Below are 13816 nucleotides of genomic sequence, written 5' to 3'. Positions count from 1 at the left end.
ATCATTTCCAAAATTGATAAAAGACAGGGTTGACTCATGTTTTAACACCTAATGAACTCCAAGCCTGTCCAAAATGGCAAGCAGTTCGGTCGCGCTGACGGGCTTGGCTATATAGTCGTCCATTCCTGCTGCCAAAAAATTTTCCCGGTCGCCGCTCATGGCATAGGCCGTCATGGCAACAATGGGTATGCGCGATTTGTCGCCGAGAGAAGCATCTTTTCGTACCTGGGCAGTGGCCTGCAAACCGTCCATGATCGGCAGCTGCACATCCATGAGGATGAGATCGAAATCGGCTTCCCGCAGGCTCGGCACGACCTCGCTTCCATCGACGACCCCGGTGACCGTGTGTCCGGCTTTTTCCAGTACGCTCCGGGCTGCGAACATGCTCACGGCATCGTCCTCGACAAGAAGAATGTTCAATCCTCTGCCCAGACCTTTTGAAACAGCCGGCTGGGGAACACTGCTCGCCTTTGCAGTGGGATCTGCAGGCAGGGCAATGGAGAAACACATGACCGTTCCTTTTTCCGAGCTGTCCACGCAGAGGCAACCGCCCATCAGGCCCACTATACGCTTGACGATGGCCAGTCCAAGGCCGGCACCCTGATGGTTGCGCACGTAGGAGTTCTCGCCCTGCACGAAAGCCGAGAAGATTCCGTCCAGCTGATGGTCGGGGATGCCTGGTCCGGAATCACTGACGCAAAAAAGAATCTGTGATGACGAGCATCCCGGCACAGGGTTGACATCGACACGCACGAAACCGGTCTGGGTGAACTTGATGGAATTGCCCACCAGATTGAAAAGCACCTGCCGAAGCCTGGATTCATCGCCCACCAGTTTGTCGGGCAGATCCGGACTCAGGATAAACTCAAGCCGCAACCCCTTGCTGCCGGAAGTCGGGGCAAAAAGTCCCAGAGTTGATACCCGCAGCTCCTCAGGATCAAAAGGCGCGGCCTTGATGACCAGTTTGCCGGATTCGATCCTGGCCAGATCCAGGATATCCGACAGAAGACCGTTCAGGCGATCGGCCGAGGTTCCGGCCAGCTCGACAAACTTTTTAACATCTCCAGAAAGCTCCATGGACTCAAGCAATTGCAGGATGCCCACGATGCCGTTCAGCGGTGTGCGGATTTCGTGGCTCATGTTGGCCAGGAATTCCGATTTGGCCACGTTGGCGGCTTCGGCGGCTTCCTTGGCCTGACGCAGGACCTGCTCATTGCGCTTGCGCTCCGAGACATCCGAAAAAATGCAGGCGAATTGCATGGGTGCCGGGCAAAATGCGGTGACATGGAAAAATTTGTCCTGGGCTGCCGCGTATTCCTCGAACAGCGCCGGTTCGCCCGTCAGAGCCACCCGGCCGTAGGTGTCTATCCAGACCTGCTCGATGGCGGGCATGACTTCCCGTACGGTTTTGCCCCGGATGTCCTGAGCCAAAAGGCCGGTGTGGTGTTCAAAGGCCGGATTGACCTCAATAAAACGGTAGTCCACTGGGCGGCCTTCTGCGTCGCAGATGATCTCGTGCAGTGCAAACCCGTCCAGCATGTGCTGGAAGAGGGTTTCGTAACGATGCTCGAGACTTCTGCGCTCGGTGACATCTTCGAATATGCCGAGCACCTTGGACACCTTGCCATCTTCCTGGATGGCCTCGGCCCTGGTACGGATTTGCATTTGTTTTCCATTGACCGAGACGAAGGGGACGTCCAGATCAAAAGAAACGCCATGGTCAACGCATCTGGCGAAAGCGTCGAGTATCCTGACTCTGTCATCAGGTTCATAGCAGGACAGGCTCAGCTCGATATGCTCGGATGATCCAGGGGCGAGCTGCCCGGGAACCAGGCCGTGGAGATGATAGAGTTCCCGCGTCCAGAGCATGGTTTTTTGTTGGACATCCCACAGCCAGCCGCCCATCCCGCTCAGACGCTGGAGCATGTTGAGCAGGGCCTCGCTTTTAGCCAGCTCTTCCTGTGCGCGCTTGTATTCCAGGATTTCCCACAGCAGATTGCCAAGTTCCGAGAGGATCTGCACATCCTGATCGGTGTAATTTGTCTCCTTGTTGGCCAGTGCCAGAATGGCCACGATTTTCTTGGCGCGCAAGATGGGCAAAAGCACCACGCGGATCAAGGGAGGATGTCCGTCGGGCAAGCCTTTTTTGCGCTCACTCATGGTCTCGCTATTCAGGATGACGGGCCGACGGGTGCGCAGACACTCCGACCAGATCCCGGAATTCGGAATTTCCAGATTCGAATTCTGCGGCAGGACCGAAAAACCTGTCTGCAAGGTTTTGGTGGACCAGGCCTGCATGGACAGGATCCTCTGTTCCTCGTTCAGGAAATGCAGAAAACTCATAGCGCTTCCGGTCAGGCTCTCAGCCTCATCGAGAGCCATGCGCAGCAAATCGTTCAGGGAATGATTGATGGCGAATTCGCCGATCCGCTGGCGTGCGATGAGCAGATTCTCGCGCCTCTTGCGCTCGGTTATGTCCACCGCGAAGGTAGCAATTGCCGCCACCGAACCGTCGGCTGCGAGCACCGGGCTCAAGCTGTGCCGCATCCAAAGCCCCTGCCGTTCATCCTCGAAGACCAGGGGCTGCGCGTTGAGCACCAAGTCCTCGACTATGCGTTTGCGCGAAAGCGCGACTTCTGGGGGAATGAAATCATAAATGGATCGACCCAGACATTGTTCCACCGTCTTGCCGACCCGTTTGGCAAAGGTCTTGTTGGCTGTTATGACCCTGCCGTCCGGCTTCAAAAGCGCGGCGGATTCATCGATGGAATCGAGCAGCGAGGCCAGGTTTGCCTGGCTGACGTGCAGGGCACGGATGCTTTGGACCTGCTCCGTGATGTCCACATTGGTCCCCAGAATCCCGAGCAGTTCATCTCCCATGCGGACCGGGACGACAATGTCGCGGTAAAAACGCGTCTCGCCGGAGGGCAGGACGTATTCCTTTTCGCCCTGCACTATCTCGCCTGCGTAGGCCCGGGCATTGATGTCCCTCCATTTGTCCCGAATCTGATCCGGAACATCCGCCTCCTTGACCGTGGTCGCGGCCAGATCTCCCCACAAATTTACGGAAGCGTCGCTTTGCATGATGATCCTGCCATCAAGATCCCGAGCCCAGAAATCAAAAGGCAGGTTACGGAGGATGGCCTGCATCAGGGCGTCCTGACGAGCAAGCGTATCCTCGGCCTGCGCCGCCGCATGGGCCATGGCCTCCAGCTCGGCCACCCGGCTGCGCAGCGATTCAAGCTCGCTCAGCAATTTTGCGGACTCCTGAACCGGTTCGGAGCTGTTTTGCGAATCGTTTTCTTTTGCGACCATCATGCATCCTCGGGCTTTGGTTCCAAAGCGTCGTTTTCGGTCAGAGTGTCATCCACGAATGCGTTGCGCCCTTTTTTTTGGAAAACGACATCGGAAATGATTTCATAAAGAGTCGCACTGTCCAGCGGTTTGGCAATATAGCCGTCCATGCCGCCAGCAAGAAATTTTTCGCGGTCGCCGCTCATGGCGTAAGCGGTCATGGCCACTATGGGGATGCGTGATTTTTCCCCCAGGGTCTGATCACTGCGGATAGCTGCCGTGACCTCCATGCCGTCCTGGACCGGCATCTGCACATCCATGAGGACAAGGTCAAAATCCATCTCCCGGAGCAATTCAAGAGCCTGTCCGCCGTCCGAGGCCGGGGTGACAACATGCCCCGCCTTGCCCAGAATCCGCTGTGCTGCGAACATGCTCACCGGATCGTCCTCGGCGATCAGAATGCGCAGTTTCCTGTACCCGCTTTTACCGGGCCGCTCGTGTTCGACGGTTGTCTTGGCCGAGATCGCCGGGACCTTGAACCTCAGGGAAAAGCATATCGTCGTGCCAGTGTCCGAACTGTCGATGGCCAGCGATCCGCCCATCATGTGCATGAGCCGTCCGACAATGGCCAGACCAAGCCCCGCTCCCTGGTGGCTACGCACATAGGAACCCTCGCCCTGTACGAAAGGGTCGAAAATAACGGGCAAGAGTGAGTCGCTGATGCCTTCCCCGCTGTCCTCGACAGAAAAAAGAAGCAGGCATTCGTTGTCGGGCCGTCTGGACAGCATGCTGATCTGAGTGCGCACGAATCCCTCGCGGGTGAATTTGACCGCGTTCCCGACCAGATTGAAGAGGATCTGACGCAGCCGCAGATCATCCCCGATCAACCTCGAAGGAAGATCCGAAGCCAGCTCAACAATGAGCTCTACACCATTTTTTCGCGCCGGGATTGAAAAGAGGGTTACGATGGAATCACGCATTTCCTCAAGATCAAAATCGCGTTCAGTCAGCATGAGCTTGCCGGCTTCGATGCGGGAGATGTCCAGGATGTCGGACAGAAGCGCGGTCAGACGTCGGCCCGAAAGATCGGCCATGTGCACGAAGTTCTTCTGTTCCCCGCTCAGGGAGGAAGAATCAAGGAGTTGCAGCATGCCCATGACCCCGTTCAACGGCGTACGGATCTCATGGCTCATGTTGGCCAGAAAGGCGCTCTTGGCGACGCTTGCGGCCAGGGCCGCGTCACGTACGTTCACAAGTTCGAGCTCCATGGCCTTGCGTTCGGTGATATCCGCGTGCGACCCGGCCAAGCGACATGGCACGCCGTCCTTGTCGCGCAGGCAGGTGCCACGGCCCATGATCCAGCGGTAGGTGCCGTTCTTGTGCCGCAGCCTGTATTCAACGACGAAATGGGACGCGTCGCTTTCAAAGAACTGGTTGTTCACCGACAGCACCCGCTCCCTGTCCTCGGGATGAATCCTGCTTCGCCATTCCTCCAGGTCATTGTGCAGCTCGTGGTCCTCGTAACCGATGATCTCCTTCCAGCGCGGGGAAAAATAGACCTGATCGTCAACCCGGTCCCAATCCCAGATGCCGTCATTGCTGCCGGCAATGGCCAGGGACAGGCGTTCCTGGGTCTGGCGCAGGGCATCAAGGATCTGGCTGCGTTCGGTCACGTCCCGGAAAAGGCCCACGGCGCAGGACATTCCATCGTTTTCGAGCAGAAAGCTGCGGATATCGGCCAAAAAATGGCTCCCATCCCGTCGCAGGCAGGGCAGCGCTTCCACAGTGCCTTTTTGCCCCAGGGCCTGAACTCTGAAATTGCCGAGAACCTCATCAAGCTTGTCCTGCGGATGAATGTCATCCACCCTCAGCGCCCGAAATTCCTCCTCGGAGTAGCCGAACATCTGGCACACGGCAGGATTGGCGAAAACAAAACGCCGGGTAATGATGTCAGCGGCCAGTATTCCATCGGCATTGGCGTCGAAGAGCGCCCTGTAGCGCTTTTCGCTGTCCTTGATCCGGACCTGGGCGCGACGCAAACGGAATATCCGGCTGATCAGTGCCGCCACCAGTACCATCTGCACGGCCAGGGCCACGGCCGCGATGCCAATCTCTGCGCCATATTGGGAAAGGATGGAGAAAGGCTTGCCCCGGATTTCACTGCCCGGCGGCAGCAAGGACTCCTCGATGCCGAAGCGGGTCAGCACCGCATGGTCGAAGACATAACGGTTAGCCTCGCTGCCCTCGACCACCGGTATTGAATGGGCAGGCGTTCCCGCCAGAATTTTCAGGGCCAACCGTCCCGCTATGCGCCCCTGCTCCGTGTGCGAGATGATCCTGCCGCCAAGGATTCCTTGCCCGAGTCCATGTTCCCAGAGATGCACCACCGGTACGCGTGCGTGCTTCAGGATGAATTCCAGGGCATCTTCAAAAGACCTGGTCGCCAGATCCCGGTCACGGTATGCGGAAAGCAGCAGCACGGCCTCGTCCTGATTCAGGGCGGAAAGCCTGTCTTGAAGCCCGCTCCAGGTCATTGCATCAAGTGCGAGCACCCGAAGGCTTTTCCCGGGAAAAAACTCACGTTGCGCCAAATAGGTGCGCAGGTCTCCCTGGCCACCGGGCTCCCCGTCTGCCAACGCATAGATCGTTTTCAATCCGGGCTTCATGCGCCACAAAGCTTCGAGGGTCTCGCGCATTGAAATCGATTCAATGACCCCGGTCATGTCGGGGGTTCCGCTCAAGGAGTGAGCCAGATCCTGATTGTTGACGCCGCAAAAAATCACGGGCCTTCCGGCAAACAGGTCCTGGCGGTTGTCCAGGACGAATTGCAGCGCCGCGTCATCGGCGACGATGAAGGCGTCGTAGGCAGGAACTTTTCCAAGCTTGAAACGCAGGTTCTCCAAAAAATGCGCCTCATAGCCGGTTCCGGAAAAGCGCTTTGTGTCCATGAATTCGACATCGAGCGTGATGCCGGCCGGCACCAGTTCCGCGCGTAGCCCATCGGTCTGCTGGAAGAAAGTCGGAAAACCCGGATGATAGGAACTGATAAAGAGCACCCGTTCCCCTTCCGCCCGGGCGCAGAGAGGAAGCAGGCAGAACAGCAGGAGGGACGGCAAGAGCCGCACAACGCAACGCAGCACCGGCGTGAATACGTTGTCGGTCAATCTTGAAATATTCATCCAATCCCCCACAATGGCTTCGATCATGTCCTGTCGAATTGCACCACTCTGTCCATGGCTTCAAGCAGACTGTTCAAGTTCACGGGTTTTGGAATGTAGTCATCCATGCCCGCATCAAGAAAGCGTTCCCTGTCCCCGGTCATGGCGAAAGCGGTCACGGCGATGATCGGAATCCGGGCCTTGCGGCCAAGGGACTGATCCTCCCGAATGCGCCGGGTCGCCTCCACCCCATCCATGACGGGCATCTGAATGTCCATGAGGACAAGATCCATCTCCTCTTTTTCCAAAATATGCAGCGCTTCCAGGCCGTTGCCGGCCGGAGTGACGTCGCAGCCGAGCTTTTCCAGCAGGCGAGTCAACATGGCCATGTTCGTCACGTCATCCTCGGCGAGCAGAATATTCAGGTTCCGCCCTGGCTCCCGCACCACGTGCCCGACGTTTCGGGCTGCACTGTCGGTCTTGGTCCGCTCCGTCGACGGAAGGTTGACCAGGACGTGAAAACGGACCGTTGTTCCGACTCCCGGAGAACTCTCGATCCCGACATCGCCGCCCATGAGATGGACCAGGCGCTTGATGATGGAAAGCCCAAGACCGGTGCCCTGACTGGTGCGGACCAGTCCCTGCCCGCCCTGGATGAAAGGCTGGAAAAGATCCGGCAACTGCTCCGCACTGATACCGATTCCGGTGTCCGTGACCTCGAAATCAAGCCGTGCCGTTTCAGGGGGAAGGTCTTTTGTCGCTACGGAGATCCTGATCGAAACCGCGCCCTCGTGCGTGAACTTGACCGCGTTGCCGACAACATTGAGCAGCACCTGCCGGATGCGGCTCGGATCCCCCACGACCGTGCGCGGAACATCCGCAGCAATCACGATGGAAAGATCAAGTTTTTTGGCAAGGCTCTGTTCCTTGAAAATGGCCGGAATTGAGCGGCAGAGTTCATCAAGCGCAAAAGGAGTCTGGGCAATGTCGAGCTTGCCGGCCTCGATCTTGGAAAAATCCAGGATATCGTTGATGAGGGTCAGAAGACTCTGCAGGGCGGAGGAGCCTATCTGGACATATTCCTTTTGTTCGGCGTCCAGATCCGTGCCTTCCAGCAATTGCAACATCCCGTGCACCCCGTTCATGGGCGTGCGGATTTCATGGCTCATGGTCGCCAGAAACTGGGATTTGGCTATTGTGGCGGCCAGAGCCGCATCCTTGGCCTGAAGCAGATCGGCCTCAGCCTTTTCACGCCGGGCGATGTCGCGCACCATTTCTGCGTTCATGCGTTCAAGCTCTTCGGCCTGGGTCAGGATTCGCTCCCGCCCGCGCAAGAGATGGAAAATAAGCCCTGCGACAAGCACTCCGAGCATGGCGACTAGAAAGTATCCACCCTGGGCCACGCCCCAGAGATGGTCTTCCCGGGTCGAGACAGTCAGTAGCCACTCCCCTCCAGGAATGGGCAGGGATCGTGTCAGGGCAAGCTCTTCGACAATGTCTGCCTCGGATCGGACAATGAGCGTTTCGTCCTTGTCCGTCTGCAGCTTGCGGTTCAGAGTGTAGGAATAGCCATCCGCGTCCAATGACTTGAAGTCAAAAGTTTCAAGCACGGTTTCCCAGTGGATCAGGGCCACGACCATTCCCCAGAAATGCCGTTCTCCGTTGTCGTTCCAGAACACAGGCTTGCGGGCGAAAAGTCCGACCCCGCCCTGACGCATGTTCACCGGCCCGGCCAGAACCACCTGATTGGAGTTTATGGCTTCGAGGACCTCCGTCTTGCGCTCAGGGTCCTTGAGCAGATCGTGACCGATGGCGGCCTCGTTGCCTGCCAGGGGATAGGCGGTCGCGACCACGCCGTCCGGGACCAGAAAAAGGGCGCCGACAAAAGGATTCTCGTGCAAAAGGTGATTGGCGTACTTTTCGAATTCGTCGAATTTCCCGCGCCCGACGGTCAGGATGTCGGCCAAGGTAAAAAGCGGTGATTCGGCATTACGGAGTGCGGTCTGAATGGCGTTGAGTTGTTGCGACATTCTGTGGGTCAGGGCCAGCCGGTCGCTTTGCCGGATATTGTCCACAAGGATGCTCAAATAGCAATGCCCGAAAAAAAGAACTGCGATCAAGGCAATGGCTGAACATAGAAAGGGAATCTGTCGTCTAGTCATTGGGCTGTTTCCTTGGTCGAATACCTTATAACGTCAATGTCTGGCGCAAGGACGATTTCAAACAAATTTCAATACTCCGGCGTCACCGCAAAAAGTAGTCATCCCTTTAAAGAAAAGGACACATGCCTTTAGACTATCCGAAGAGCACGGATTTCGAGCCTGTTCGGAGTGATTCAGGCTGCGCGTCATCCGGTTCCATGATTCCGTCCTTGCTGCCGTGCAAACTGAAAATTCCGAACCTCTCATGGCTAGTATGAAGTAGCCACGAATTTGCGGTCAACATTTATTTCCAGACAATCCCAACTTGTCCGAATAAAAGATCAATTCAGCGCAGGCCCGGGGCTTTGGTCACACACCCCTGCCAAACCGGGAAGTTGAATGAGATTTTATCATTTGTCCGACAAGAGCCCGCTCAAAATATTTTAACTCTTGTTGCAGTCCTCCATATTCAAGAGCAGAAAAATAATATGCGTGTCCGACAAAAAAATACTTGCCTCAAAAAAACTGACTACCATATCATAGACACATGAGCGCACTAGGAAGTTATCTCACCGAGCGCAGAAAAGCACTCGCCGCCAAACATTCGGGGTATTCAATCCGCAGTGTGGCCAAGCGCATCGGCATTCATCATTCCTACCTGAGCAAACTGGAACGAGGCGAAAACGCGCCTCTGACCGAAGAGCGCATCCACGCCCTGGCCAGGCTCCTTGGAGAAGACCCCGACCTGCTCATGGCTCTTTCCGGCAAGTTGTCCGACCGCATCACCGGACTCATCCGCTCAAATCCCCTGCTTTTCCTGAGTAGCGTCGAGGCCCTCGAAAGACAGGGCAAAGACGCTTCCGATGTCGTGCCTCTGCGTCTGGACCAGCGCAAAAATGAACTCGAGGAGCTGACCCGCCTGCTGCGTGACGAAATCCGCGAACGCCAGGTCCTTGAATCCCAACTTCGTGAACAGCAGCGGGTGCAGCGGACCATCCTGGAAAATCTGCAGGATGTCTCGGTGACCCTTCTGGACTCCCAGTTCCACATTATGTGGTCAAACTCCCCGGTTACCGAAAACCCCGCTAATTTCCTGAATCACCATGGCATGGAAAGCACCGGTGCAGCGCTTCGAACTGATCGAAACGAAACCGAATCGGGAGCTTTCAGCACAGCCTGGCGGGCCATGAAGACCCGCACGGTGCAAAACGGGACCTACAGATCCCCGGACGGCAAGCACTGGCTGGTACGCAGCGCCCCGGTGCTCGACTCCCATGACGTCGTGACCCAGATCGTGCACATGCAGTTCGAGGTCACGGAACTGATGCATGCCAAGCAGGCCCTGGAGGCCAGCGAACAGCGCTGGAAATTTGCCCTGGAGGGGGCCCAGGAAGCTGTGTGGGATTACGATGTCCCCTCCGGCAGGCTGCAATGTTCGCCCACCTGGTACACGATGCTCGGCTACAGGGATGGCGACCTCGATCCGACCATCACGCAATGGGAAGCCCTGCTGCACCCCGAAGACCGAGTGCCGGCCTTGAACATGCTCTCGGCCCATTTTCGGGGGGAAACGGATTTCTATGATTTCGAATACCGTCTGCGCTGCAGCGATGGTTCCTACAAATGGATCCACTCCCGGGGCAAGCTCATGGAAAAGAGCAACATCGGGACACCCATGCGCATTATCGGCACGCACTACGACATGAGCGAGCGTAAGGCGGCCGAAGAGCAGATCCTTGCCAACGAGGCCTTTCTCGAAAATCTGCTCGGCAGCATCGAGGAGGGGATCAGCGTAATCGCCCCGGACATGACCGTACGCTACGCCAACCAGACCATGACACGCTGGTATGCCGAGGAAATGCCGGTCGTTGGCAGGAAGTGCCATCAGGCCTTTCATCGTCTGGGCGAGTGCTGCTCCCGCTGTCCGGCGGTCAAAACCCTGCGCACAGGACGCAACGAGTTCGAGATACTCGAGATCATGTCCTCGACGGCCTCGCGCGCCATCGAATTCAACGCATATCCCATCAAGGACGCTCAAAGCGGCCAGGTCACCGGCGTCATCGTCTTTGTGCGCGACATCACCTCCAAAAGACAGATCCAGCAGGCGCTGGCCGAAATTGAGAACAAGTATCACACCATCTACGAGGGTGCGCCCGTCGGCATGTGCACATTGGATGCCCGCGGCCGGTTCATGTCCATGAACCCAAGCTACGCCCGCCTCTACGGCTACGAGTCACCGGGCAAGTTGATGAACTCCGCGCGCTCGGCGTCCGAACTCTTCGAGTCAACCGAAGATTGGGAACGGCTAGGTCAGTTGATCCAGGAGCAAGACGAAATTTTTGGATTCGAATGCCGCATCCGCCGCGCCGACGGGTCCACGAAATGGACTTCGCGCACCATCCGCGTGATTCGGGACGCTCGGGGCCAACTTTTGCATTATGATGTTTTCGTTGAGGATATCGAAGCCCGAAAAACTCTTGAGCTGCTCACGGGCGGTTCAGAATGAGGTCCGGTTTCACTTTTTTCTGGCTTTTGATCAATAAATCCGTGTAGGAAGAGACTTGCGGCTTGGCATCGGCCGAGGACCCGTCAAGTCCATCCACCCGGAGCGTGGTGCAGCCTTGCAGGCGAATTTTCGCCGTTTCACTCACAAGGAGGGGGGAATGAAAAACATCAAGTTGGGGATCAAGATCGGCGGAGGTTTCGGAGTTCTGATTCTTATCGCATGTGCTTTGGGCGGATTGGCCGTGTTCAACATGAAAACCGTCGAGGGAGATTCCATCCGCCTGGCTCATGAGTATGTGCCTGAAGTCGGCGTCGCCAATGAGTTGGAACGTTCCTCCCTGCTGACCATGTACGCATGGCGTGGCTACGCCTTCACGGAACAGCAGTCTTTCCTGGATGAGGGGCGCAAGCAGCTTGCCGCAGTGCAGGGTGTTTTGGCCGATGCTGAAAAGCATTCTCAGGCCTATCCCTCTCTGGTCAAACTGAAAGAGCAGTTGGTGCAGGCCAAGGCAGTGGTCGCCTCATATGCAGCCCAGTCCGACCAGACCGTTGAACTGATCGAAGAGATGAATGCGGACCGCAGGACACTGGACCAGGGCGCGGCGTCCTATATGAAGAACTGCGTGGATTTTCTCGATAGCCAGAACGAGGCCATGAAGCGTGACCTCGCTGCAGGGGCCAGCCCCGAAGCACTGACCGAACGTCTCGAAAAGATCACGCTGGTCAACGACATAATCGACCTTGGAAACGATACCCGCATAAAGGTCTGGCGCGCCCAGGCGAACCGGGACCCGAAAATTATAGATGAAGCCTTGAAAAACTTCCCGAAAATGGACGAATTTTTCGACAAACTCAAAGCGATCACGAGGCTGGAAGCAAACATCAGGCAGATCGCAGGCACAAAAGATGCGGCCATACAGTACAAGATGGCCATGACCAGTCTGAACGAACACTGGAAAGAACTTGCCGAGCTTAACACCATGCGTACGAAAACCGGCACGGAGGTCCTCGCTGTCGCTCAGGATACGGCCGTGGCGGGCATGGAAGGTACTCAAAAGATCGCGGACCAGGCAGTAACCAACCTGAACTCGGCCTCCACGGTCATGATCGGGGGCCTGAGCGTTGGCGTCATCATCGGCATCCTCACCGCCATCTTCCTGACCAAGGGCATCACCGGCCCGGTGCAGTTGGGCGTGGAATTCGCCCGCAAGCTGGCCCAGGGCGACCTGACCGCCAAACTGGATGTGGAACAGAAGGACGAAGTGGGCATCCTGGCCCAGGCGCTGCGCGAAATGGTAGCCAAACTGCGCGAGATCGTGACCGAGGTGCAGTCGGCCTCCGACAACGTGGCCTCGGGTTCAGAGGAACTGAGCGCCTCGGCCGAGCAGCTCTCCCAGGGCGCGACCGAGCAGGCCGCCTCCGTTGAAGAGGTTTCGTCGAGCATGGAAGAGATGGGTTCCAACATCCGCCAGAACGCCGACAACGCTTCCCAGACCGAAAAGATCGCCCTCAAGGCCGCTCAGGACGCCGAAGCCGGCGGCAAGGCCGTGGTTCAGGCCGTGGGTGCCATGAAGAACATCGCCGAGAAGATCTCCATCGTCGAAGAGATCGCCCGTCAAACCAACCTGCTGGCTCTTAACGCCGCCATCGAGGCTGCCCGCGCAGGCGAGCACGGCAAGGGCTTCGCGGTGGTCGCGGCGGAAGTGCGCAAGCTGGCAGAACGTAGCGGCACGGCTGCGGCCGAGATCAGCGAGCTGTCCTCCTCCACCGTGAGTGTGGCCGACCAGGCCGGTCAGATGCTGACCAAGCTCGTCCCGGACATTCAGCGCACGGCAGAACTGGTGCAGGAGATCTCCGCCGCCTCCAACGAGCAGAACGCCGGTGCCGAACAGATCAACAAGGCCCTGCAGCAGCTTGACCAGGTCATCCAGCAGAACGCCTCGGCTTCCGAGGAAATGGCCTCGACCTCCGAGGAACTGTCCAGCCAGGCCGAACAGCTGCAGTCCTCCATCTCCTTCTTCCATCTGGGCGCAACAGCGGCCCGCGTCACCCGTCAGACTGCTCAGCGCGGACGGCCACAGCCCGCTCGCAAGGCAGCTCCCAAAGCTCTGGCTTCCAAGGGCTCGGCCAGCGGACTGGCCCTTGATATGGGGCGTGATGATGAAGACGATGAATTCGAACGATTCTAACCAAAGGTCGAGGTGACTCATGAGTGACAACACTACCCTGCAGTACCTGACCTTCGGTCTCGGCGAGGAGGTCTTTGCCCTGGAGACGGGTTCCGTGCGCGAGGTCATCGAGCTCGTGTCCGTGACCCGCATCCCCAAGACGCCGCCCTACATGCGCGGGGTCATCAACCTGCGCGGCCATGCCGTGCCCGTGGTCGATCTGCGCATCAAGTTCGACATGCCGAAGGCCCAGGACACGGTAAACACGTGCATCATAATAGTAGATGTGGAAGTTGAAGGCGAAAACTGCTACATGGGCGCGATAGTTGATTCGGTCCGCGAAGTATTCGAGATGACCAACGACCAGATCAACCCGCCGCCGCGCATGGGCACGTCCATCAGGGCGGACTTCATTCGGGGCATGGGCAAGCAGAACGAGGAGTTCATCATGATCCTCGATATCGGCAAGGTCTTCTCCCCCGAAGAATTGCAGGTTCTGCGCAGCACTGAAGAAATGGAAGCGTAAAACGAGAAACAACGCGGGCCGGAG

Annotated in this window: 6 protein-coding genes; 3 read left to right on the top strand and 3 right to left on the bottom strand. The window is 57.4% G+C overall.

The genetic code is table 11. From position 1 onward, the window contains the following. Positions 1-48: 48 nt before the first annotated feature. The 3 genes from CVU60_16125 to CVU60_16115 are packed head-to-tail and all read right to left on the bottom strand — an operon-like array spanning position 49 to position 8614. Positions 49-3318, bottom strand: coding sequence for a hypothetical protein (locus CVU60_16125; protein ID PKN40362.1), 3270 nt, complete (start codon positions 3316-3318; stop codon positions 49-51). Beyond that, positions 3315-6500 (bottom strand): histidine kinase, encoded by a 3186-nt coding sequence (locus CVU60_16120; protein ID PKN40361.1) that lies wholly within the window; start codon positions 6498-6500, stop codon positions 3315-3317. The genes CVU60_16125 and CVU60_16120 overlap by 4 nt, the downstream gene beginning before the upstream one ends. Further along, a complete protein-coding gene (locus CVU60_16115) occupies positions 6497-8614 on the bottom strand; it encodes a hypothetical protein (GenBank protein ID PKN40360.1) in 2118 nt (705 codons plus the stop codon). Before CVU60_16115 ends, CVU60_16120 begins: the two co-directional genes overlap by 4 nt. A gap of 526 nt (positions 8615-9140) precedes the next feature. Here CVU60_16115 and CVU60_16110 point away from each other — a divergent pair. The 3 genes from CVU60_16110 (at position 9141) to CVU60_16100 (ending at position 13792) form a co-directional block, all read left to right on the top strand. Next, positions 9141-11099 (top strand): hypothetical protein, encoded by a 1959-nt coding sequence (locus CVU60_16110; protein ID PKN40359.1) that lies wholly within the window; start codon positions 9141-9143, stop codon positions 11097-11099. Between the two features lie 157 nt (positions 11100-11256). Continuing rightward, entirely contained in the window at positions 11257-13287 is a 2031-nt protein-coding gene (locus CVU60_16105) for a chemotaxis protein (protein ID PKN40358.1), read from the top strand. A 19-nt stretch (positions 13288-13306) separates the two neighbouring features. After that, a complete protein-coding gene (locus CVU60_16100) occupies positions 13307-13792 on the top strand; it encodes a chemotaxis protein CheW (protein ID PKN40357.1) in 486 nt (161 codons plus the stop codon). Positions 13793-13816: the final 24 nt, after the last annotated feature.

Source organism: Deltaproteobacteria bacterium HGW-Deltaproteobacteria-18 (genome assembly GCA_002841885.1).
Classification (GTDB): Bacteria; Desulfobacterota; Desulfovibrionia; order Desulfovibrionales; family Desulfomicrobiaceae; genus Desulfomicrobium.
The sequence above is the reverse complement of the archived record's forward strand: the minus strand, read 5'-3'. Positions and strand labels throughout refer to the sequence as shown.